The organism is Streptomyces sp. NPDC028289 (genome assembly GCF_055565975.1).
Genome location: NZ_JBVHTI010000006.1, coordinates 137,593 through 160,390, shown reverse-complemented (window position 1 = coordinate 160,390; position 22,798 = coordinate 137,593). Strand labels below are relative to the sequence as shown.

Here is a 22,798-nt window from a genome sequence, read left to right as displayed (position 1 = left end):
GTCCGCGCCCGACGGGACCGGCCGGTGCCGTCACAGCCATCCCTCGCCCTGCGAGATCCGGATCGCGTCGACGCGGTTGCGGGCTCCGGTCTTGCGGGTGATCGCCGCCATGTAGTTGCGCACGGTCCCGTGCGACAGGTGCAGGCTGCCGGCGATCTCCGCGATGGAGGCCCCGCCGGCCGCCAGCTCCAGCACGCTCAGCTCACGTCTGGTGAGCGGCATCTCCGCGGCCCGCAGGAAGCCGAAGCCCAGTGAATCGTCGACGAAACGTTCCCCCTCGGCGGCGCGCCGGATCGCCTGCACCAGCCGTTCCGGCGCGCCCGCCTTGTCGACATAGCCGAGCGCCCCCGCCTCGGCCGCCCGTTTCAGCAGCCCCGGCCGGTTCGCACCGGCAAGTACGACCAGCCTCGGCGCGCGCGCACCGGGCTCGGCCGGGCGCAGGTCGGCCAGCGGCGGCACGCCGTGGGTGCCGGAGCTGTCGAGGTCCGCCGCGCACACGTCCGGCGGCACCGTCCGAACCCGCCCCCGCGCGCTGTGCCACGGCGTGTCGTCCACGCGGAGACCCGGTTCCCGGCGTAACCACTCCGCCAGGACCGATCTCACCAGAGACACGTCGTGCACCAGAAGTACCCGGATCACCGCCGCCCCCTCAGCCAGACATACGTCGGTTCTTCCGTTCAAGGTGTGGAACGCGTGCCCCATTGTTGGCGCCGTCCACCCTTCATGGGCGCGAAGATCCGGCCATCAGGGTGCGCGGGGGCGCACGCCCGGCGCTCGTACCCCGCCGCGCGCTTCGACTGCGGGGGAATGTGCGGGGGCGAACGGGGTATGCCGGGCCGCCCCGGTGCGGGGGTCCACGCCGCTCTCGCCGTGCGCCGGTCGCCGCCAGGAGGGAGCCTTGATCCCGAGGACGCGACGCGCGGCCGGACGAGGAGGTGGTCGGGCGTGTCCGACGGGATGGGGGCGCCTCCGGCGGGGGCGGAGCCGGACGTCCAGGTGCCGGCGCCCGACGGCACCCGGTCCGGCCTGCCGCTGTTGTCGCTGGCGCTGGCCTCGATGATGGAGGAGGTCCAGGCGCACTCCGGCGCGGTCTATCTGCTCGCCTCCGACGAGCCGGTTCTGGAGATGGCGGTGACGGCGGGGCTGCCCCGGGCCTTCGCGGCGCCCTGGGAGCGGGTCGGGCTGAGCGCGCCGATCCCGGTCGCGGACGCGGCGCGCGAACGGCGGCTGGTGTGGGTGGGCGGCGAGGAGGACATGGCCCGTCGGTACCCGCGCATCGCGATGGTGCTGCCGTACCCGTTCGCGCTGGCCGCGCTGCCCGTGGCGACGCCGGACACCGTGTACGGGGCGGTGTACGTGACCTGGCCCGGCGCCCATCCGACGGTGCTGTCCGACCGGGAGCGGGAGTCGCTGACCTATGCGTGCGACCGGCTGGCGGTACGGCTGGAGCGGGTCGCCCGGAAGAACCGTCCGCTGCGCGCCGAACCGGATCTGCTGGCGGCACCGCCGTCGGGGGTGGCGGGCACGCTGGGCACGGTGGAGGCGGCGCGGATGGTGGGGCGGCTGCCGTACGGACTCGCCTCGCTCGACCTGCACGGGCGGGTGGCCTTCGCCAACGCGGCGGCGGCCGAACTGCTCGGTGTGCCGGTCGATGATCTGCTGGGCACCCAGCCGTGGGTGTCGGTGCCGTGGCTGAACGACCCGATGTACGAGGACCGCTACCGGGCGGCGCTGATCAGCCAGCATGTGACGTCGTTCGTGGCGCTGCGGCCGCCGGGCGACTGGCTGTCGTTCCGGATGTATCCGAGCACGACCGGGCTGACCACCCGGATCAGCCGGGCGCGGGCGGTCGCCGAGATGGTGGGGGCGGCACCGCGCGCGGACGCTACGCCCGCGCACCGGCTGGTCACCATCTCGCAGGTGCTGAGCCTGGCCGGGGCGCTGACCGAGGCGGTCGGGGTGCAGGACGTGGTGCAGCTGGTGGCGGACGAGGTCGCCCCGTCCGTGGGCAGCCAGGCCGTGGTGGTCCTCGGCCCGCGGGGCGGGCGGCTGCACGTGCTGGGGCACCGCGGGTACGAGGACCCGCGGACCGTGGAGCGCTTCGACGGCCTCCCGCTGGCAGAACGCACGCCCGGCACCCATGCCCTGAACAGCGGCGTGCCGGCGTTCTTCGAGTCGAGGCAGCAGCTGGAACGGCTGTATCCGGACCTGGAGGAGTCCCCGGAGGGGTTCGCCGCCTGGGCGTATCTGCCGTTGATCGCTTCGGGCCGCCCGGTGGGCACCTGCGTTCTCGCCTACGCCGAGCCGCACGCCTTCCCGGCCGACGAGCGTGCCGTGCTCACCAGCCTCGGCGGGATGATCGCGCAGGCGTTGGAGCGGGCCCTGCTCTACGACGCGAAGAACCAGCTGGCGCACGGTCTGCAGGCGGCCCTGCTGCCGCGCTCGCTGGCCCCGCCGGCCGGCATCGAGGCGGCCGCCCGCTATCTGCCGGCCATGCACGGCATGGAGATCGGCGGCGACTTCTACGACCTGGTGCCCACCCGCCCGCTGGCGGCGGCGGTGATCGGGGACGTGCAGGGGCACAACGTGACGGCGGCCGGGCTGATGGGCCAGATCCGTACCGGCGTACGGGCCTTCACGAGCGTCGGGCAGGCGCCGGAGGAGGTGATGCGCAGCACCAACCGGCTGCTGATCGACTCCGGCGCCGAGCTGTTCGCGAGCTGTCTGTACCTGCGGCTGGACCCGGAGCGCGGGCGCGCGGTGATGGCCCGGGCGGGGCATCCGCCGCCCCTGCTGAGACGTCCGGACGGGCGGGTACGGGTCCTCGACCTGGCCGGGGGTCCGCTGCTGGGCATCGACGCGGAGGCGACGTACCCGACGACCGAGGTGTCGCTCGCGCCGGGCTCGGTGCTCGCCCTCTACACCGACGGGCTGGTCGAATCCCCCGGCGTGGACATCGAGGACGCCCTGGTCGACCTGGGGGAACTGCTCTCTGAGAACGGCGACCAGCCCCTGGACAAGCTCGCCGACACGCTCGTGCGGCACAGTGCGGCGGCGCAGGAGCGTGTCGACGATGTCGCGGTGCTGTTGCTGCGGGCCGAGCCCGACGGCTGACACCTGACGACGGTGGACGATCCGGCCCTCCCGCCGGAGGGCCGGATCGTCCACCGTCGGCGGGGAACCGCCGGCCGGCCGTGCGACGGGTCAGTGCAACGGATCAGTTGGACGACGAGGTGTTGTCCGCGCCGGTGCCGGACTGGTCGCCGGTGCCCGTCGCGTCACTCGTGCCGGACTGGTCGCCGGTACCGGTCGCGTCGCCGGTGCCGCTCTGGTCGCCGGCCGTCGCGGACGGGTCGGCGGTGCCGCCGATCTGGTCGCCGCCGGCCTGGTCGCCGGCGCCGTTCTGGTCACCGGCGGTGGCGGACGGGTCGGCCGTGGCACTGGCGTCGCCGGCACCCGCGCCCGCGCCCCCGTCGCCGAGGGTCGCGCCCGTCGCCTGGAGGGCGGCGGTCACCGGCTGGAAGAACGTCTCGCCGCCGGAGGTGCAGTCGCCGCTGCCGCCGGAGGTCATGCCGACCGCGCCGCCGTCCTGGGTGAACAGCGAGCCGCCGCTGTCGCCGGCCTCGGCGCAGACGTTGGTCTGGATGAGACCGGTGACGGTGTCGACACCGTTGGGGTCGGTCTCGCTCTGGAAGTTGACGGTGGCGTCGAGGCCGGTGACCTGACCGTCGTGCAGCCCGGTGGTGGAGCCCATCCGGAACACGGTCTCGCCGACGGTGGCGTCGACGGCCTGGTTGATGGCGACGGTCTGGCCGTTGCCTATGTTGACCTCGCTCGGCGCCTGGGTGGTGGCGTCGTTGTACTTGACGAGCGAGAAGTCGCCGTTGCCGGGGAACTGGGCCTGGTCCACGGTGGCGATGGGCTGGCCCGTCTCGGAGTCGGACCAGTCCTTGGCCGCGACCCCGCAGTGACCGGCCGTCAGGAAGGCGGGACTGCCGTCCGAGGCGGTGACGTTGAAGCCGAGGGAGCAGCGGACGGTGCCGTCCTGCACCTGGGAGAAGATCGCGTCGCCGCCGGAGACGAGGGTCTTGAAGGTGCCCGACGACTTCTTGAGGGTCGCCATGTTCGAGCCGAGGCTCTGGACCGTCGACTGCAGCGTGTCCCACTTGGACCCGGTGACGGTGGAGTCGGCCGTGACCACGACCTTGTTGGTCTTCGGGTCGACGGCCCAGGCGGTGCCCGGGATGGTCGCCTTGGTCTTCAGGGTCTGGGCGACGGCCGCCAGTTCGGAGTTGCTGTTCTGCACCTGGCGGACGACCGCGCCGGCCTTCTCGGCCTGGACGACGATGTTGTTGTCGCCGCTGATGACGTTGACGACGAGCTGCTGCTTGCCGCTGTCGTAGTAGGACCCGGCGAAGGCCTGGCCGAGCAGGTCCTGGAGCTGTGAGGCAAGGTCGGAGGCGTCGGACGCCGACTTGAGCGTCTTGGGAGCGGTGGCCGTGGCGCCGGAGGCGTTGTCCTGGGACGCGTTGGCCATCGGCAGCAGGAACGCCGCGGCTCCGAGCGCCGCGACACCGCCCACCGCGATCGCGGCCTTGCGCTTCGGAATTCGCTTGTGACTCAAACTTCTCGACCTCCAAGGGACGGAGTGTCTGCCGTTGCGGGGCAGTCGTTCGTGAGCGGCGCCTGGATGGCCATAGGTACGGGCGGGTCACGTGGTGCGTTCAATTCCGTTTCCCAACTTCCTTGACCCGGTGCTGAATCGGCCATGGCGCGCCCGTGGTGAACCAGGTCCGCGTACCGGGCCGCCGGGCCGGGAACAATCCCCCATATGACGATCACCACCGCCGAAGCCGACAAGATCCTCTCCGCCAACTTCGCCCCCTGGGTGCTCGACCTCGGGCTGGCTGTCGAGGCGCTGGGCGAGGACCGGGCGACGCTGCGTCTGCCCTGGTCGGACCGGTTGTCCCGGGAGGGCGGCGGGCTGTCGGGGCAGGCGCTGATGGCGGCGGCCGACACGGCGACGGTGATCGCGGTCTCGGCGGCCCGGGGCGGCTTCGTGCCGATGACGACGGTGCAGCAGTCGACCTCGTTCCAGCGTGCGGTGACCGGTTCGGATGTCCTGATCGAAGCGGTGCTGACCAAACTGGGCCGCCGGATGGCGTTCGCCGACATCACGATGAGCGATCAGAGGTCGGGGGCGCTCGCGGCCCGGGCCAGCACGGTCTACGCGCTCCTGGGCTGACCCCGCGCGTTTCCGCAGCGACGAACCGACACCGTCAGCAACCGGTCACCAACGTTCTGTTGCGACCACGGACCGGAATCCTTGCTTCAGGGAATCTGCACATCCACCACCCAAGCGGGTCACGGGAAGCGGCGGATCTGCACAACCGCACGCCCCCTGCCGCGCCCTTGGCCCGGAGTGCCGGATTCGCCGCCGGGTGGGCAAGCCGTGCGGCCGGGGCGAAGTCGTGCGCCTTGTGAAGGAGTCGCCGACAAGCGGTGCGCGAGCCTGCACGGTTGCGCCCTTGTGGAGCTCAAGTTCCCAGGTGAGGAGCCTGGTTGATTGGAAGCCCGGACCGCGGGCGTGCTTTGATCCATCGCACCGCGGGAGCCGCGAAGGGCTTCCGGAAACGGGCGCCCGGCGCTCGCGGTCGCGGCCGTCCGCTCGTCCCCCCAAGGGCCGTGTTCGTCCCTGAAGGGCGTCGGGGGGCCGCTCTCCCCCTTGTGAATATCCATATGAAGGGAAGTTCCATCATGAACTCCACCCCCCAGGTTGAGACCGTCGAGATCTCCGACGCCGAGCTCGACAACGTCTCCGGCGGCCTGTCCCTGAACGCCGTCGGCACCGTCACCGGCCTGGTGGACAGCGTTGCCCCGGTTTCCGGCCTGGTCAACACGGTCGTCGGCACCGTCGAGGGTGTCACCGGCCTGAACACGCAGCCGGTCACCAACCTGGTCGCCGGTCTCTGATCGCACCTCGTTGCCGCTGAGTCCCGGAGCCGGATCCCGGCCCCGGGGCTCTCGGGTGTCCCGAAACACCCCCGTTCCGAAACACCCTCTTCACCAGTGCCTCTCCCCTAGGTGAGGGAAGTTCCGTGCAGTTCCGCCAACAGGCCCTCGCCAAGCTCCAGTCACCGGAGGAGCTCGATCTCCCGGTGCGTTTCGCCCGCCCGCAGGGCTGGCTCGCGCTGTCCGTCTCGGTCGTCGTGATGGCGGCGGCCTCGGTGTGGGCGGTGACCGGTTCGGTCGCCTCCACGGTGAGCGCGCAGGCCATCCTCACCCACGGGCAGGGCAGTTACATCCTGCAGAGCCCGGTCGCCGGGCAGGTCACGGCGGTCCTCGCCGAGCAGGGCGAGCGGCTGCCGGCGAACTCCCCCGTCCTGAAGGTGCACACGAGCCAGGGCGACTCGGTCGTGCGCACGGTCGCCGCGGGCCGGATCAGCGCGCTCGCCGCGACCATCGGGCAGATCATCCAGACCGGTGCGAACGTCGCCGCCGTGGAGAAGGTCGCCCACGCCTCGGACCCGCTGTACGCCACGGTCTACGTCCCCGCCGAGAACGCCTCCTCCATCCCCGCGAACGCCCCGGTCGACCTGACCGTGTCGTCGGTGTCGACACAGGAGTACGGCGTGCTGCGCGGCCACGTGAAGTCGGTGGACCGCGCCGCCCAGTCGGCGCAGTCGATCGCGGCGTTCCTCGGCGACAGCCAGCTCGGCGACCAGTTCACCAAGAAGGGCCGCCCGGTGGCCGTACTGGTCCGGCTGGACCCGTCCCGGAGGACGAAGAGCGGCTACAAGTGGTCCTCGGCCGACGGGCCGCCGTTCCGGCTCGACTCCATGACCCTGGCCTCGGGCTCGATCCGGCTGGCCGACCAGCATCCCGTCGATTGGCTGCTCCCGTGACCACCGCCCAGGAGACCCGCGGCCGCCGGCGCGCCGCGCCGCCCAAGCGCCCGGTTCCCAAGGGCCGCGGCCGGACGGTCCGCACGCCCACCGTGCTCCAGATGGAGGCCGTCGAGTGCGGCGCCGCCTCCCTCTCCATGGTCCTCGGCCACTACGGCCGGCACGTCCCGCTGGAGGAACTGCGCATCGCCTGCGGTGTCTCCCGCGACGGTTCGCGCGCCAGCAACCTGCTGAAGGCGGCCCGCAGTTACGGCCTCACCGCCAAGGGCATGCAGATGGACCTGGCCGCCCTCGCCGACGTGCAGGGGCCGGCGATCCTGTTCTGGGAGTTCAACCACTACGTCGTCTACGACGGCATGGGCCGCCGCTTCGGCCGCCGGGGCGTCTACATCAACGACCCCGCCAAGGGCCGCCGGTTCGTGCCCATGGAGGAGTTCGACGGCAGCTTCACCGGTGTCGTGCTGGTGGTGGAGCCGGGCGACGGCTTCGAGAAGGGCGGCCGGCGTCCCGGCGTCCTCGGCGCGCTGCCGGCCCGGCTGCGCGGCACCGCCGGCACCATGCCGGCCGCGGTCCTGGCCAGCCTGCTCCTGGTGGTCGTGGGCGCGGCGGTGCCCGCGCTCAGCCGCCAGTACATCGACCTGTTCCTCATCGGCGGCCAGACCTCGCTGCTCACCGTGCTGTTCGCCGCGATGGGCACCTGCGTCCTGCTCACCCTGGTCCTGACCTGGCTGCAACAGGCGAACCTGCTGCACGGGAGGATCGTCTCCTCCACGCTGACCAGCGCCCGCTTCCTGCGCCACCTGCTGCGCCTCCCGGTGACCTTCTTCGCCCAGCGCAGCCCGGCCGACCTGGTGCAGCGGCTCCAGTCCAACGACCAGGTCGCCGAGACGCTGGCCCGCGACCTGGCGGCGGCCGGCGTGGACGCCGTGGTCGTGGTCCTCTACGCCGTGCTCCTCTACACCTACGACGTCCAGCTCACCTTCCTCGGCATCGGCGTGGCCCTGCTGAACATCGTGGCGATGCGGCTCGTCGTGCGGCTGCGCGCGACCCGGACCGCGAAGCTGCGCGCGGACACCGCCCGGCTCACCAACACCTCGTACACCGGCCTCCAGCTGATCGAGACGATGAAGGCGACCGGCGGCGAGGACGGCTACTTCCGCAGGTGGGCCGGGCAGCACGCGAGCACGCTGGAGGAGCAGCAGCGGCTCGGGGTGCCGAGCGCCTGGCTCGGGGTGGTGGCCCCGACGCTCGCCACCGTCAACAGCGCGCTGATCCTGTGGATCGGCGGCATGCGGGCGGTCGAAGGGGGTATCTCGGTCGGCCTCCTTGTCGCCTTCCAGTCCCTGGTCACCCGGTTCACCGCCCCGCTGACCCGGCTCAACGGCGTGGCGGGCCGCATCCAGGACTTCGCGGCCGACGTGGCCCGCCTCAAGGACGTGGAGAACTTCCAGGCGGACCCGGTGTACGCCCGCCCCGGCGCCGCCGACTCCACCCGGCGGCTGCAGGGCCATGTCGAGCTGGAGAACATCAGCTTCGGCTACAGCCCGCTGGACAAGCCCCTGCTCACCGGCTTCGACCTGACCGTCGGCCCTGGCCGCCAGGTGGCCCTGGTGGGCGGCTCGGGCAGCGGCAAGTCCACCGTCTCCCGGCTGATCTCGGGCCTGTACGCCCCCTGGGAAGGCGTGATCCGCATCGACGGGCAGCGCCTGGAGGACATCCCGCGCGGTGCCCTGGCCGCCTCCGTCTCCTTCGTCGACCAGGACGTCTTCCTCTTCGAGGGCTCGGTGCGCGACAACGTGGCGCTGTGGGACCCGTCGATCCCGGACGAGGCCGTGGAGGAGGCGCTGCGGGACGCGGCGCTGTACGACGTGGTGACGCGCCGGCCCGGTGGCATCCACAGCAGGGTCGAGCAGGACGGCCGCAACTTCTCCGGCGGCCAGCGCCAACGTCTGGAGATCGCCCGGGCGTTGGTGCGCCGGCCGAGCATCCTCGTCCTCGACGAGGTGACCAGCGCCCTGGACGCCGAGACCGAGCTGATCGTCATGGACAACCTGCGCCGCCGCGGCTGTGCCTGTGTCGTCATCGCGCACCGGCTGAGCACGGTCCGCGACAGCGACGAGATCGTCGTGCTCCAGCACGGCACGGTCGTGGAGCGCGGGCGGCACGACGAGCTGGTGGCACACGGCGGGGCGTACGCCGCGCTGGTCAGGGAGCGATGAGATGACGACCGTGGACCAAGGCGACCTCGTGCTCGGCGCGTTCGGATCACTGGGCGCCCGGATCGACTGCGCCGGCTTCAACCGCCTCGACCTCGAAGGCCCGCAGGTGCTGTGGCTGGTGGCGTCCGGCGCCCTGGACCTGTTCGCGGTGGACGCCGGACAGCAGGGCCACTGGCACCACCTGGGCCGCCTGGAGGCGGGCTCGCTCCTGCTCGGCCCGGTCGCGGGGCCCCAGCACACCCTGGTGGCCCGCCCGTTGCGCGACTGCGTCGTGCACCGCATCGGCCTGCGCGAGCTGTACCAGCCCTCCGACACCCAGACCTGGTCCTACGACGAGTACGGCAACCCCCAGTACGTCCCGCCGGCCACCAGCCCCCTGGAGTACGCCCTCGCGCTCGGCGTCGGCCGCGGCCTGTCCATCCTCTTCCAGGCCCCGATGACCGCCAGCGAGCGCGCCGCGGCCCCCACCGACGACGACGTCTTCTGGATGCAGGTGCCGCCGGGCAGCGTGCAGTACGGCTCGCTGTACGGTGCGGAGGCGGCCGCCGACCTGCTGACGGACCCTGCACTGTGGCAGAGCATGGTCGACCAGCAGTACCGGCTGCTGACCACCCTCGACCGGTGGATCGAGCAGCTGGAGCGCACCCACGAGACGCGTACGGCGGCCGGTATCAAGGCCGGTGAGGCGGTCCGCGCCCAGGCCGACCACACCCTCCTCGCCTCCATCGGCAAGGCGGCCAAGCGCACCACGGCCGCCGACGCCGACGCCTCCTACGCGGCCTGCAGACTGGTCGCCGAGGCCGCGGGCATCACCCTCGCGGAGCCCGCGCAGAGCGGCACCGAGAGCGACCGCATCGACCCCGTCGAACGGGTGGCCCTCGCCTCCCGGGTCCGTACCCGGGCGGTACGTCTGGACGGCCGCTGGTGGCACGACAACGTCGGCCCGCTGGTCGGACACCGCGCCCTGTCCGGCGCGCCGGTCGCGCTGCTGTGGCGGCGGGGCGGCTATGTGGCCGTCCATCCGGCGACCGGCCGCGAGACCCCGATCGAAAAGGCGAACGCGGCGGAGTTCGAGCCGCGCGCGGTGATGTTCTACCGGCCGCTGCCCGACAAGGCGCTCAGCCCGCTCGGCCTGCTCCGCTTCAGCCTGCACGGCACCCGCGGCGACCTCGGCAGCCTGCTCCTCGCCGGTCTGGTCACGGTGGCCATCGGCGCCCTGGTGCCGATCGCCACCGGAAAGGTGCTCGGCGACTACGTTCCCAAGGCCCAGACGAACCTGATCGTGCAGGTCTGCCTGGCGGTGATCGTCAGCGCCGTGGTGTCCGCCGCGTTCACGCTCCTGGAGAACCTCACCATCCTCCGCCTGGAGGGCCGTATCGAGGCGACCCTCCAACCGGCCGTCTGGGACCGCCTGCTGCGGCTGCCGACCAAGTTCTTCACCCAGCGCTCGACCGGGGAGCTGGCCAGCGCGGCGATGGGTGTGAGCGCGATGCGCCGGCTGCTGGCGGGCGTCGGTCCGGTGGTCGCCCAGTCGGTGACCGTCGGGGTGATGAACCTGGGTCTGCTGTTCTGGTACAGCGTGCCGATGGCGCTGGCGGCCCTTGCCATGCTGGTCGTCATCGCCGCGCTGTTCCTCGGGCTCGGACTGTGGCAGGTGCGCTGGCAGCGCCGGCTCGTGGTGCTCGGCAACAAGCTGAACAACCAGGCCTTCCAGACGCTGCGGGGCCTGCCGAAGCTGCGGGTGGCGGCGGCCGAGAACTACGCGTACGCGGCCTGGGCGGGCGAGTTCGCGCGCAGCCGGGAGCTCCAGCAGAAAGTGGGCCGGATCAAGAACCTCACCACGGTGCTGGGCTCGGTCTACCTCCCGGTCTGCACCCTGCTGATGTTCATGCTCCTCGCGGGCCCGGCGCGCGGGGCGATGGACGCGGCGGCCTTCCTCACCTTCAACACGTCGGTGACGATGCTGCTCACCTCGGTCACCCAGCTGACCGGTTCCTTCGTGTCGGCGGTGGCCGCGCTCCCCCTCTTCGAGGAGATCAAGCCGGTCCTGGAGGCCGCCCCCGAGGTCCGCACCGCCAGCACCCGCCCGGGCCCGCTGTCCGGCGCCGTCGAGGCCCGCCGCCTCTCCTTCCGGTACACGGACGACGGTCCCCTGGTCCTGGACGACGTCTCCTTCGCCATCCGCCCGGGCGAGTTCGTGGCGGTCGTCGGCCCCAGCGGCTGCGGAAAGTCGACGCTGCTGCGGCTGCTCATCGGCTTCGACAAGCCGGTCTCGGGAAGCGTGCTGTACGACGGACAGGACCTGGGCGCCCTCGACCAGTCGGCGGTCCGCCGCCAGTGCGGGGTGGTGCTCCAGCACGCCCAGCCGTTCAGCGGCTCGATCCTGGACGTCATCTGCGGCACCGAGCCGTACACCCCCGAGGAGGCGATGGCGGCGGCCGAGATGGCGGGGCTCGCGGAGGACATCAAGCGGATGCCGATGGGGCTGCACACGATCGTCGCCGGGAGCGGCGCGATCTCGGGCGGCCAGCGGCAGCGGCTGATGATCGCCCAGGCGCTGATCCGGCGGCCCCGCATCCTGTTCTTCGACGAGGCGACCAGCGCCCTGGACAACGACACCCAGCGCACGGTCATCGAGAGCACCCGCGCGCTGAACGCCACCCGGATCGTCATCGCCCACCGGCTGTCCACGGTTCTGGACGCCGACCGGGTGATCGTGATGGAGGACGGCAAGGTCGCCCAGCAGGGCCCGCCGGCCCAGTTGCTCGCCGACACGGGTGGGCGGCTGCACGAGCTGGTGCGGCGGCAGCTCGCCTGACGGGTCAGGCCCCGGGGACGGGGGCGCCGGAGGGCAGGCCGGCGTCGAGATAGCCCTGGTAGTACTCCTTCCAGGGCGCGGTGACACCGGCGTGCGGGCCCTGGAAACGCTCGCCGCCGGCCTTGGCGTCGAGGGCGGCGAGGCAGACCTCCCAGCCGGCGCTGTTGCGGGCGGCGGTGTTCTCCTCGCCCAGGACGTGGGTGAGGGTGAAGCGGGTCCGGTCGGGCCCGGCGTCCTCCAGGTCGAAGCGGATCTCGTCGCCGCCCCAGGCGAAGGTCAGGTTCCGGGGCGGGTCGACGGCGAGCACGGTGCCTTGCGACTCGGGCATGTTCGGGTCGCCGGTGAACGTGACGGCTCCGCCGGGGCGCAGGTCGAACTCGGCGCGGGAGGGGAACCACCCGGCGAGTTCGTCGGGGTCGGTGACGAAGTGCCAGACGCGGTCGACGGGGTGGCCGTAGACGCGGCTGAAGCGGACCGCGGGGCGGCCGTCGTCGAGGGTGACGTAGGTGCCGGTGAGTTCGGCGGGCATCGGGATCAGTCCTTCGGGGAGGGGGGTTCCGGGTCGTCCGCCGGTTATGGGTCGTCCGCCGGTTTTGGGTCGTCCGCCGTCTCGTCCAGGCGGCGGCCCAGCTGGTCCAGGCTGCGGTTCCACAACCGGCGGTACGGAGCCAGCCAGGCGTCGAGCTCGGCGATCGGGGCCGGGTCGAGGGCGTAGACGCGGCGCTGCGCGTCCTGCCGTACCCGGACCAGGCCTGCCTCCCGCAGCACCTTGAGGTGCTTGGAGGTGCTCGGCTGGCTGAGGCCGCATGCCTCCACGATCTCGCCGACGGGGCGTGGGCGGGTCAGGAGGAGGCCGACCATGGCGCGTCGGTGAGGGTCGGCCAGGGCGGTCCAGAGGGTGTCTGCGGACATGGTTTCAATATGCCTGCATGGTTATATTCCCGTCAAGGAATGGACGAGGGCCCGCCCCAGCGAAACGTTGCCGTTTCGCTGAAAGTGGTCTAGGCTCGATGTGTACGAAACCGTTTCGTTCGCGGAGCTGTAGGTGCCGTGGCAGTGAAGCGGATTCTTGGTAAATCCCGAACGACTTCCCTGGAGTGGTTCCCGCATGTCTGAGAAGACCCTGACCGACGACGTCAGCGTCGGTACCGAGGAGGCGCCGCCGGCCGCCTCCTCCAAGCGGTGGTGGATCCTCGCGGTCATCGCCGTCGCCCAGTTGATGGTGGTGCTCGACGCCACCATCGTGAACATCGCCCTCCCCTCCGCCCAGGCCGACCTCGGGTTCTCCGACGGCAACCGGCAGTGGATCGTCACCGCGTACGCCCTCAGCTTCGCGTCCCTGCTGCTGCTCGGCGGCCGGATCGCCGACCTGTTCGGCCGCAAGACCGCCTTCCTCATAGGCGTCGTCGGCTTCGCCGCCGTGTCGGCGCTGGGCGGTGCCGCGAACGGCTTCGGGATGCTGGTCACCGCGCGCGCCCTGCAGGGTGCCTTCGGCGCACTGCTCGCCCCGACCGCGCTCTCGCTGCTCAACACCACGTTCACCGACGCCCGTGAGCGGGCCCGGGCGTTCAGTGTCTACGGTGCCATCGCCGGTGCCGGCGGCGCGGTGGGCCTGCTGCTCGGCGGTGTCCTCACCGACACGTTCGACTGGCGCTCGACCCTGTACGTGAACGTCGTGATCGCCTTCGTCGCCTTCGCGGGCGGCATGGCCCTGCTGCACAACCACCGGGACGCCGGCAACTCCAAGCTGGACGTGCTGGGCACGGTCCTGGTCGCGGCCGGCCTGTTCTCGCTGGTCTACGGCTTCTCCAACGCCGAGACCCACGACTGGGGCTCGCCGCTGACCTGGGGCTTCCTGATCGCCGGCGTCGTGCTCCTCGCGGCCTTCGCCTGGTGGCAGACCAAGGCCGAGCACCCGCTGCTGCCGCTGGGCATCCTGATGGACCGCAACCGGGCGGCCTCGCTCCTCACCGTGCTGATCTCCGCCGGCGGCATGTTCGGCGTGTTCCTCTTCCTCACCTACTACCTGCAGCTGAACCTCGGCTTCAGCCCGACGAAGACCGGCGTGGCGTTCCTGCCGATGATCGGCGGCCTGATGGTGACGGCGCAGATCGGTACCCAGGCCCTGGTTCCGCGGCTCGGCCCGAAGGTGGTGATCCCGCTGGGCTTCGCGGTCTCCGCGGCCGGCATGGCCTGGCTGACCGGGATCGGCGTCGGCTCCAGCTACGTCAGCGCGGTGCTCCCGCAGCTGATCATCACCGGCCTCGGCCTCGGCCTGGTCATGCCGGCGGCCATGCAGCTGGGCACGGGCGGGGTGACGGCCGACGAGGCGGGTGTCGCGTCGGCGACGGTCAACGCCATGCAGCAGGTGGGCGGTTCGATCGGTACGGCGCTGCTCAACACGCTCGCGGCGAGCGCGGCGACGGACTACCTGGCCGGGAAGGACGCGACCAGCAAGCTGGTGCAGGCGCAGGCCACGATCGAGAGCTACACGACCGCGTTCTGGTGGTCGGCCGGGATGTTCGCGGCCGGCGCGGTCATCGCCTTCCTGCTGTTCCGCAAGGGGGTGCCGCAGCAGGACCCGGACGCGGCGCCGGTTGTGCACATGTAACGTCCGCAGAGCCGCAACAGGGACTCAGGGGCCGCCGTCAGCAGGGAGACGGTGGCCCCTCGCCATGGTCGCCCGCGGGTGCGTTGTGGCTGGTCGCGCAGTTCCTCCCCCAGCCTTCGGCCGAGGGTACCCCCAGCGCCCTATGGGGCGCGTCCAGTCAAGCCACTTCAGAGAAATTCACCCGGTTGAGTGGATCTGATCTTGCGCCGCCGCCATCAGGGATGCCAGGCGCTCCCAGCGGGTAACAACTCGGCCCATGTCCGCCCCGGCGAGGGGGGCTCTGAGATGACGCCGGAAGCCGACGGCCTCGGGCTGCCCGCCGCCAACTCCTGTGCGCGCACCCGTCGCAGCGGGCCGTACCTCGTCGTCGAGGTCTACGGCGAGGTCGACATCGCCACCGAGGAGCTGCTCGCCGAGCACCTGCTCGCGGCGACCGCCGGAGCCGGGCCCGATGTGCTCGTCGATCTGCGGCGGCTGGACTTTCTCGACTGTTCGGGGCTGCGAGTGCTGTGCCGGGCCGAGGCGCGGGCCAGGGAGCGGGGCGGCCGGCTGCGGCTGGTGTGCGAAGGGCCCCGGATTCCACGGCTGTTACGGGCCTCGGGACTCCTGGGGCGTTTTCCGCCGCTCCCCGGCGTTCCCCGGGACGGGAACGCCGAAGAGCGGCGGTGATGCCGGGGGTCGGACGGGCAGCCCCACACCACCCGTCCGCCCCCCGGTGCGGGATCGCAGGTTCCCCGCTCCAGGGGCCGCACTCCCCAGTTGCGGACCTGTCCGGCAGTCACGAGGACCGTGCGATCCCGGGCTCAGAAGGCGAAGACGTGCGCCCCGTAGGCATCCCTCATGCACTGGTTGCCGAAGGTGTGCTCGTAAGAGACGCGCTTGCCCTGCCAGACGCCTTCCACCGTGACCACGACGGGGTCGTAGAGCTTGGTGCACCACACGTCGGCTTTGGGCACGAGGGCGTCCAGGTCACCGCCGGCGCCGCGCAGTTCGGCGCAGGCATCGGCGGCCGCCGGGTGGGTCCCGGAAGCGCTCGGGGCGCAGTTCAGGGTGACGGCGCGCTCGGGCGTGGCGGTGGCCGCGTCAGTGCCGTGGCCGGTGGTGAGCACCAGGGCCGACGGGGCGTAGAGCGAGCTCGGGGCGGCGACGGCGGCCCCCGTCAGGGGTCCGCAGACGGCGGCGGCCGTAAGGCCGAGGGTCGCTGCCCAGCGCGCGGTGGTTCGCATTGTGTGCATCCTTCCGCTCGATTCGACGGGTGCCGCCCCCGGCCCGGTGGGTGCCGGGGCGGCGGGCGCCACTCTGCCGAGTCCGCCGCCGAAACACACATCGAACCCACAGGTTTCGGTAACCTTGCGTATTGAATCAGTGGCGTGAAGTCACGGAATTCGAACGCATCGACCGCTCAACGGAGCGGTTCTTGATCGCTCGAAGCGGCCAAATGGCCTGATCCCATCGCCTCGTTAATCGTCCTGAAACATTCCGCTTCCGCTGTCGGCGGACTTCCGGGCAAGCCCTTGCCTTCGTGCTGCAACGGAGTAATCGTCATTACATGATTACTCAAGAGCAACGCGACAAGCTCCGCGGCTGGTTCACCGGCCGCCTGCCCGACGACCTCTTCGAGGAACTGGTCGAGGTGACGGTCGACCGCGAGGAGGTCACCGTCATCGGGCGCATCCCCGGCCCCGCCCTGGCGGACGGCGCGTCGGACGCCGAACGGGAGGCGGCCGTACAGGGCCGGATCCAGGAGTTCCGGGAGCGCACCCGGGAGAGCCGGATGGCCGTGGCCAGGGAGGCGGAGCACCAGTTCCGGCGCAAGGTCTCCTGGGGCGTGGAGTGCGCCGGGCAGCGGGCGCTGTTCACGCATGTCGCCGCGCCGGTGATGACCCGGCTGCGCCAGCCCGAGCGCGAGGTGCTGGACACCCTGATCGCCGGCGGCGTGGCACGCAGCCGCAGCGAGGCGCTGGCCTGGTGCGTACGGCTGGTCCAGCGACACACCGACGACTGGCTGACGGAACTGCGCGAATCGCTGGAGCACGTCGAGAAGGTCCGGGCCCAGGGCCCGGACGCCGACCAGAACTGAACGCGCCCCGAAGGGACGCTGGGGGTACCCCCGGCCGAAGGCTGGGGGAGGAACTGCGCGACCAGCCACGACGGCGCCGCGGACGACCCACGGCGCATCGCGGCCATTCCAGCGGAGCGCCTAGTGGCCGGCCAGTTCGGCCGGCTGTGCCGACGGCCCCCCGGTCCCGGCGATGGAGAGCGAGCCGCGGCTCCGGGACGGCAGCGGGGCGTCGGTCAGCCAGTGCTGGCCGCTGGTGTGGTCGCGGACCTTGACCACGATGTCGGAGCCGGAGTCCACCCCGCCCGTCGCGAGGGCGAGGGTCTCGTCCCAGCTGGGCAGCAACTCGCCCTGGACCGTGAGGTCGTAGCGCACGTCCTTGCCGCGCCCGGCGTCCTCCGCCGCACAGGTGCCGAGGATGACCACCCCGGCGTCCGCGTGCGAGTCCAGGCACAGGTCCGGCCCCGCCGCGCTGCGCAGCTCGCCGTCACTCTCGTACGTCCACTGCTGGGTCGAGGCCGTGGAGCACACGGCGAGCACGACACTCGCCCCGGCCTTCGGCTCGCCGTCGATGTCCAGGCAGAGCTGGGCGGCGGCATTGCGCAGCCGCGTCGTGTGGTCGGCGGACGGCAGCCCGGCCGTGCCGGAGGTGGGCGAGGGCGTGGTCTCGGCCTCGGAGTCGCCGGGGACCAGGCCCGAGGTGGCGACGGCGTCCTTGCCGTCACCGCCGCCGGACAGCGTGCTGACGGCGAGGACGGAGGCGAGCAGTCCCGCGCCGGCCACGCCGACACTGGTCAGCAGCGTCTTCGACGACCAGGAGCCGGGCGGGCGGCGCACCTGCACGGGGATGCGGGCGAGGATCCGGGTCCGGGCAGCCGCACGCCGTCGCCCGCCCCCGCCGGCGCGCCGGGCGGCGGCGCGGGTCCGGGGAGCCTCCTCGTCGCCCTTGCGTCCCGGGCGCGAGTCGAGGTAGCGGCGGGCTCCCCAGCCGAGCACCGCTTCCACCAGCAGCACGCCCAGTCCGCCCTCGACATGGCCGAGTTGTTCGGCGGCGGCCCTGCAGTAGGGGCACTGCGCCAGATGCTCCTGGACGTCCGGCAGCAGGGCACCCCCGCGCCGGATCGGCACGTCCAGGAGCCGGTTGTAGTAGCGGCACTCCTGCGACGGCGCGAGTTCCCGGTGGGCGCGGACACAGCCCTCGCGGAATTTCTCCCGGGCGTCTTCGAGAGCCGCCGATGCGGTTGCCGTGTCCATGCCCAACAGACCGGCCGGTACGGTTATCGGTTCGGCCTCCACCTCGGCATGCCAGAGCAGGCTCTGGGCGAGCGCCGGAAGGCCCAGGAATGAACGCTCCGCGAGGGTGCGGTTTTCCGGGGTCATGGACTTCGTGGCGCGCATACCGCGACCGCCGGCCGGTTTCCCGAGGTCCGGTAGAACCTCCGCTATTCGGTCCTCCACGGCCCAGTTGGCGACCGTGTCGCGGACGGAGACCAGCAGGCGCGGCCGGATCGCGTCGGCCGTCTCGCCGAGGGCCACCCGGTCGAGGACCTGGTGGAAGGCGGCCGCCGCGACCATGTGCGCGACGGGCCCGGAGGCGGCCAGGCAGATGACCGCGTATTCCTGGACGGGCCGCCAGTGCCGGGCCATGAGCAGCGCGGCGGACCGGGAGGCCTCGATGTCCGATCCGGCTCGCAGCGGGGCGGCGAGGGACTCGTCGGACTCCCCCGCACCACCGCCCGGCGGCGGGTAGGAAGGGCGAGGCGGGTGGGGGGTGGGCACGGAGCGGATTCCTTTGGTGCGGTGGTGCGTACCTCTTCGGTGCGCCTGCGGGGAGCGGGAATTCGCCGCCACGGTGTCGGTACGGTGTCGGTCGCGTTCCTCAACTGCCGAATTGGACCAGGCCATTACCCCGCGCGGGTATTCACCCTCGCACAAGTCTCACACAAGCAACAAGGCGCCCGTACAACATCGACAGCATTGACAGGAAGTCAGAAAGGCGCCGGTGGCTATTGCCCCTTCATGGCCGCATTCACCATTCCGCGCGCCCCGTGTGAACCGTGCGCACGCACCGGTCCCGCGCGCACGCTCCCGGCCCGCCCGCACGGGTGGTCCACTGATGACCGGCCCTCCTCACGAGGCCCCGCGTGGAACGGCGGCTCTTCCGCGCGAAACAGGCCGCCGGCCCCGTTCCTCCCGCCCTCGGCCGGCGGCCCCGAGGACCGCGGGGGCAGCTCTCCCTGGACGTCCGGGCAGGTGTCAGAGCTGCCAGGAACGGAGCCGGTCCGCCGCGGCGTAGACGTCGGCCTTGCCGTTCATCAGGTCGCGGGCGAGGTCGACGAGGGCGCCGTAGGGCGGGTCGATGCCGACATCGCTGACGTACATGTAGGCCACGGCGGTCGCGCAGGCGAACCTGGCGTTGGCCGAGGGCAGCGGCTTCAGCAGGGCGAGGGTGTGCAGCAGGGCCGCGGCCCGCCAGGCAGCGTCGGAGTCCACCCCGAGCCGCGGCGGGTCGACCCGGTGCCGGGCGACGGCGGCGACCAGCGCGGAGAAGTCGTTGATGGTGGGCTGCTCCGGCATGACTTCCTCATGGCGCTGGAGCAGCCAGGGCACGTCGATGTGGATGACCGGCGGCATGGGTCAGGCGGCCTCGCCCTTCGCGGGCGGCTGTTCGTCGTCCGGGAACGCGGCGGCGAACTCGGCGGCGTGGGCCGCGAAGAAACGGCGGAACTCCTCCGCCCCCTCCTGCAGGGCCCGGTGCCGGGCGATGTCGGCGGCGGCCGCCTCACGGACGAGGGCCTTCATCGACGTACCGCGCTCCTTGGCTATCTGCCTGAGGTCCTCAAGTTCGCGGTCGCTGAACTCCACGTTGAGAGCTGGCATGCCCTTCACGGTACCGCGAGGGTACTCCACCGTAAATACCCGCAGGTCAAGACCGACTCACCACGGTACCTGCGGGGGCCCCTTGCGGGCGGCCCGCCAGGACCGCCCGCCGCCTCGGCCGCCTCAGGTGTCGAGGCGGCTGATCCTTACCGCGCCCGAGGTCTGTCCCGGGTGGGCGCTGGTCAGGGTGAGCCGGATCCGGGAGCCGCGCACCGCGGTGAACGTGATGACGGTCGGGGCGTCCGAGGCGGTCGCCCAGGCCACCGCCGTGTCCTCGACCGCCCGGTACGCGGTGCCGTCCCAGACGGCCACCTCGACCGAGGCGGGGAGGGCGTGGGTGGCGTCCACGGTGAAGGAGACGTCCACCCGGTCGTAGGTACGGGTGCGCCCGTGGTCGACCGACACCCAGTCCGCGGTCCGGGCGCCGCCGAACGCGGGCAGCAGGGCGGTGGCCGACTTGGCGAAGGCGTTGGACCAGCCGGTGGCCGGGTCGCCGTCGAGCATGGCCGCCGGGAGGGTGTCCGGACGGCCGGAGTAACTGGCGTCCGCGTGGGGGAGGTCCGGCGGGGACGGGTGGTCCGGGCCGAAGTCGGGGGCGGGGGTGCTCGCCACGGTGCGGGCGGGGGTGGTGGGCACGGTGACGGTGTCCTTGCGCAGGCCGTCCACCCGGGCGGTCACCTTGAGTCCCCCGGGCTTCGTACCGGAGCGCACGACGGCGAGCGCCTTGCCGTGGAAGGCGGTCCGGGTGCTTGCCTGGTAGCGCTCGGCGCTCTCCTCACGGCCGTTGTCGAGCCCGGCGAGCGAACCGCCGGTCACGGTGAAGGAGATGAGGTGCTCGGCGTCGGGCACCACCACGCCGTGCGCGTCGACGATCTCGGCGGTGACGAAGACCAGTGAACGCCCGTCGGCAGCCAGGGAGGTGCGGTCGGGGGTGAGACGGACGGCGTGCGCGGCGCCGGCGGTGCGCAGGACGTCCGTCGCGACCACCCTGCCGTCGCGCCGGGCCACCGCCTTCAACTCGCCCGGCCGGTAGGGCACTTCCCAGGTCAGGTGCAGTTTGCCCGCGCTGCCGTTGGGGCTGGTGTAACTGCCCGGGTAGGGGCCGGTGGTGAAGGTCTTGTCGTCGCCGGTGGCCTCGGTGGTCTCCAGGTAGGTGCGGCCGTCGGTGGTCTGCTTGGTGTCGAACTCCCGTACCCCCAGGGACGTTCCGTTGAGGAACAGTTCGACGGAGGGCACGTTGGCGTACGCCCACACCTCGACCGTCTCCCCCTCCTCGTGGTTCCAGCTCATCGGCAGCAGGTGCACCATCGGCTCGCCGGTCCACTGGCTACGGAAGAGGTGGTACATGTCCTTCGGGAAGCCGGCCGTGTCGACCGCGCCGAAGAAGGACGACTTCACCGGGAACACGTCGTACGGCGTCGGCTCACCGATGTAGTCGATGCCCGACCACAGGAACTGGCCGGCGAACCACTTCCGGTCCCGGTCCTTCTTGTGGCCGTACTCGCCGCTCATCGTCCAGGAGGCGAGGTTGTTGTCGTAGGACGAGGTCTCGCGGCGGCCGGGGGTGTGGTTCTCCCCGGTGTTGAGGTGTTCCGGCTCCTGGTACGTGCCGCGGGTCGAGGTCTCCGAGGAGGACTCCGACTCGAAGAGGAAGAGGTGCGGGTAGACGGCGTGCAGGGCGTCCACCGACTTGGCCGTGTTGTAGTTCAGGCCCAGTCCGTCGAGTCTGGCGAGCATGAGGTCGGCGGCGGAACCCTTGGCCGGTACGCCGTGGTACTTGTTCGAACCGATGACGACCGGGCGGGTGTCATCGGCGGCCTTGACGGCGGCGATGATCCGGTCGGCCATGGCAAGACCGGCCGTCGAGGTGGAGTCGGGGATCTCGTTGCCGATGGACCACAGGACGACGGCGGGCGAGTTGCGGGCGGCGAGGACCATCTCGGTGGCGTCGGCCTCGCACCACTCGTCGAAGAACCGGCCGTAGTCGTACTTGGTCTTGCCGGTCTTCCAGCAGTCGAAGGCCTCCACCATCATCACGATGCCCAGTTCCTCGCAGACCTCGATCATCTGCGGCGAGGGCGGGTTGTGCGAGGTGCGGAAGGCGTTGACGCCCATCGACTTCATGATGGTCATCTGTCTGCGCACCGCGTCGGCGCTGATCGCCGCGCCGAGGGCGCCCTGGTCGTGGTGGAGGTCGACGCCCCTGATCTTGGTGGGGACGCCGTTGAGGGAGAAGCCCTCGTCGGGGTCGAAGCGGTAGCTGCGGATGCCGAAGACCGTGCGGTAGGTGTCGGTGGTGGTGCCGCCGACCCGCAGTTCGGTGTGCAGGGTGTACCGGTGCGGGGCGTCGACGTCCCACAACTTCGGTCTCTCGACGGTCAGTTCGTGGGTCGTCGTGGTCCCGCCGGAACCGGTGACGGTGACGGTGGAGGAGGTGCGGGCCACCGTGCGGCCGTCGGGGCCGGCGATCCGGGAGAGGACCGTCACGTCCGCGCCCGCGCCCAACTCGTCGACGACGGCCGTGCGCACCCGCACCACGGCCCGCCCGGCGCTGACGTCCGGAGTGGTGACGTACGTTCCCCAGCGCGCCACGTGCACGGGGTCGGTCACCACCAGGCGGGCCTCACGGTAGATGCCGCTGCCCGAGTACCAGCGGCTGCTGGGCAGCTGGTTCTGCACCTTGACCGCGAGGACGTTCACGGTACTGCCGTCGGTGTGCAGGAGGTCGGTGAGGTCGAAGGCGAAGCCGGTGTAGCCGTAGGGGTGGCGGCCGACCTGGGTGCCGTTGCAGTAGACGTACGAGTCCATGTAGACGCCGTCGAACTCCACCGAGATCCGCTTGCCGGCGTAGCCGGGCGGCAGGGTGAAGGCGAGCCGGTACCAGCCGAGGCCGCCCGGGAAGAAGCCGGTGCCGCTGGTGGTGCCGTGGTCGGTGGTGGGGGTCTGCTCGATGCTCCAGTCGTGCGGTACGGCGACCTGCCGCCAGGCCGAGTCGTCGAACCCGGGGTCGGCGGCGTCCGCGTAGGCGCCGGTCGGGTCGGTGATCCCGCCCGGGTTGACCAGCGCGAACCGCCAGCCGTCCCGCAGGGCGACCGTGCGGCGGCCGGTGACCTGCGACGACGTACCCGCGTCCGGGGCCGCCCAGGCGCCCGGGGCGCCCAGCAGGGCGCCGGCCGTCGGGGCTGCCGTGGCGGCTGCCAGGACCGATCTGCGTGTGACCGTCATGGTGCGGCTCTCCCTCATCAGGGCCCAGAACTACTCACAACTGATCGCGAACAAACAGATTCTGACGGGGTGGCACTTGTG

General features: G+C 71.7%; 18 protein-coding genes. 9 read left to right on the top strand and 9 right to left on the bottom strand.

Annotated elements, in window-relative coordinates:
* Window positions 1-30: 30 nt before the first annotated feature.
* Window positions 31-639 (bottom strand): LuxR C-terminal-related transcriptional regulator, encoded by a 609-nt coding sequence (locus ACZ4UV_RS29975; protein WP_451020042.1) that lies wholly within the window; start codon window positions 637-639, stop codon window positions 31-33.
* A 318-nt stretch (window positions 640-957) separates the two neighbouring features.
* Here ACZ4UV_RS29975 and ACZ4UV_RS29970 point away from each other — a divergent pair, with 318 nt between their 5' ends.
* Window positions 958-3,114, top strand: coding sequence for a PP2C family protein-serine/threonine phosphatase (locus ACZ4UV_RS29970; protein ID WP_467842886.1), 2,157 nt, complete (start codon window positions 958-960; stop codon window positions 3,112-3,114).
* A gap of 103 nt (window positions 3,115-3,217) precedes the next feature.
* Here the strand turns inward: ACZ4UV_RS29970 and ACZ4UV_RS29965 are convergent, their stop codons facing one another.
* Window positions 3,218-4,624: a S1 family peptidase gene (locus tag ACZ4UV_RS29965; RefSeq protein ID WP_451021544.1), complete on the bottom strand. Its 1,407-nt coding sequence runs from the start codon at window positions 4,622-4,624 to the stop codon at window positions 3,218-3,220.
* Window positions 4,625-4,831: 207 nt separating this feature from the next.
* Here ACZ4UV_RS29965 and ACZ4UV_RS29960 point away from each other — a divergent pair, with 207 nt between their 5' ends.
* The 5 genes from ACZ4UV_RS29960 to ACZ4UV_RS29940 all read left to right on the top strand — a co-directional run bounded on the left by ACZ4UV_RS29960 (window position 4,832) and on the right by ACZ4UV_RS29940 (window position 11,942).
* Entirely contained in the window at window positions 4,832-5,245 is a 414-nt protein-coding gene (locus ACZ4UV_RS29960; RefSeq protein WP_451021545.1) for a PaaI family thioesterase, read from the top strand.
* 512 nt (window positions 5,246-5,757) lie between these two features.
* Window positions 5,758-5,973 (top strand): type A2 lantipeptide, encoded by a 216-nt coding sequence (locus ACZ4UV_RS29955; RefSeq protein WP_293991413.1) that lies wholly within the window; start codon window positions 5,758-5,760, stop codon window positions 5,971-5,973.
* Between the two features lie 125 nt (window positions 5,974-6,098).
* Window positions 6,099-6,905: an HlyD family efflux transporter periplasmic adaptor subunit gene (locus ACZ4UV_RS29950; RefSeq protein ID WP_390036123.1), complete on the top strand. Its 807-nt coding sequence runs from the start codon at window positions 6,099-6,101 to the stop codon at window positions 6,903-6,905.
* Window positions 6,902-9,124: an NHLP family bacteriocin export ABC transporter peptidase/permease/ATPase subunit gene (locus tag ACZ4UV_RS29945; protein WP_451021546.1), complete on the top strand. Its 2,223-nt coding sequence runs from the start codon at window positions 6,902-6,904 to the stop codon at window positions 9,122-9,124. The genes ACZ4UV_RS29950 and ACZ4UV_RS29945 overlap by 4 nt, the downstream gene beginning before the upstream one ends.
* A gap of 1 nt (window position 9,125) precedes the next feature.
* Window positions 9,126-11,942 carry an NHLP bacteriocin export ABC transporter permease/ATPase subunit gene (locus ACZ4UV_RS29940; RefSeq protein ID WP_467842034.1) on the top strand — a complete coding sequence of 939 codons (2,817 nt, stop codon included), beginning with the start codon at window positions 9,126-9,128 and terminating at the stop codon, window positions 11,940-11,942.
* Window positions 11,943-11,946: 4 nt separating this feature from the next.
* Here the strand turns inward: ACZ4UV_RS29940 and ACZ4UV_RS29935 are convergent, their stop codons facing one another.
* The gene (locus ACZ4UV_RS29935) at window positions 11,947-12,471 is read right to left on the bottom strand and encodes an SRPBCC family protein (protein ID WP_467842031.1); all 525 of its coding nucleotides are present in this window, start codon (window positions 12,469-12,471) and stop codon (window positions 11,947-11,949) included.
* Window positions 12,472-12,515: 44 nt separating this feature from the next.
* Window positions 12,516-12,854, bottom strand: a complete 339-nt coding sequence (locus ACZ4UV_RS29930; RefSeq protein WP_451021549.1) for an ArsR/SmtB family transcription factor — start codon at window positions 12,852-12,854, stop codon at window positions 12,516-12,518.
* Window positions 12,855-13,050: 196 nt separating this feature from the next.
* On the opposite strand from ACZ4UV_RS29930, the gene ACZ4UV_RS29925 reads away from it, so the two are divergent.
* Window positions 13,051-14,553 (top strand): MFS transporter, encoded by a 1,503-nt coding sequence (locus ACZ4UV_RS29925; protein WP_451021550.1) that lies wholly within the window; start codon window positions 13,051-13,053, stop codon window positions 14,551-14,553.
* A 285-nt stretch (window positions 14,554-14,838) separates the two neighbouring features.
* Window positions 14,839-15,222 carry an STAS domain-containing protein gene (locus ACZ4UV_RS29920; RefSeq protein WP_467842026.1) on the top strand — a complete coding sequence of 128 codons (384 nt, stop codon included), beginning with the start codon at window positions 14,839-14,841 and terminating at the stop codon, window positions 15,220-15,222.
* 134 nt (window positions 15,223-15,356) lie between these two features.
* On the opposite strand, the gene ACZ4UV_RS29915 is transcribed toward ACZ4UV_RS29920, so the two are convergent.
* Window positions 15,357-15,779 (bottom strand): subtilase-type protease inhibitor, encoded by a 423-nt coding sequence (locus tag ACZ4UV_RS29915; RefSeq protein ID WP_390036137.1) that lies wholly within the window; start codon window positions 15,777-15,779, stop codon window positions 15,357-15,359.
* 323 nt (window positions 15,780-16,102) lie between these two features.
* Here ACZ4UV_RS29915 and ACZ4UV_RS29910 point away from each other — a divergent pair, with 323 nt between their 5' ends.
* Window positions 16,103-16,633, top strand: a complete 531-nt coding sequence (locus ACZ4UV_RS29910) for a hypothetical protein (protein WP_351501985.1) — start codon at window positions 16,103-16,105, stop codon at window positions 16,631-16,633.
* A 120-nt stretch (window positions 16,634-16,753) separates the two neighbouring features.
* On the opposite strand, the gene ACZ4UV_RS29905 is transcribed toward ACZ4UV_RS29910, so the two are convergent.
* From ACZ4UV_RS29905 to ACZ4UV_RS29890, 4 genes are all read right to left on the bottom strand, one after another.
* Window positions 16,754-18,391, bottom strand: a complete 1,638-nt coding sequence (locus tag ACZ4UV_RS29905) for an RICIN domain-containing protein (protein ID WP_451022254.1) — start codon at window positions 18,389-18,391, stop codon at window positions 16,754-16,756.
* A 477-nt stretch (window positions 18,392-18,868) separates the two neighbouring features.
* Window positions 18,869-19,246, bottom strand: coding sequence for a toxin Doc (locus tag ACZ4UV_RS29900; RefSeq protein WP_351486514.1), 378 nt, complete (start codon window positions 19,244-19,246; stop codon window positions 18,869-18,871).
* A gap of 3 nt (window positions 19,247-19,249) precedes the next feature.
* Window positions 19,250-19,492, bottom strand: coding sequence for a hypothetical protein (locus ACZ4UV_RS29895; RefSeq protein WP_351486516.1), 243 nt, complete (start codon window positions 19,490-19,492; stop codon window positions 19,250-19,252).
* A 123-nt stretch (window positions 19,493-19,615) separates the two neighbouring features.
* Window positions 19,616-22,717: a glycoside hydrolase family 2 TIM barrel-domain containing protein gene (locus ACZ4UV_RS29890; RefSeq protein ID WP_451022255.1), complete on the bottom strand. Its 3,102-nt coding sequence runs from the start codon at window positions 22,715-22,717 to the stop codon at window positions 19,616-19,618.
* Window positions 22,718-22,798 lie beyond the last annotated feature (81 nt).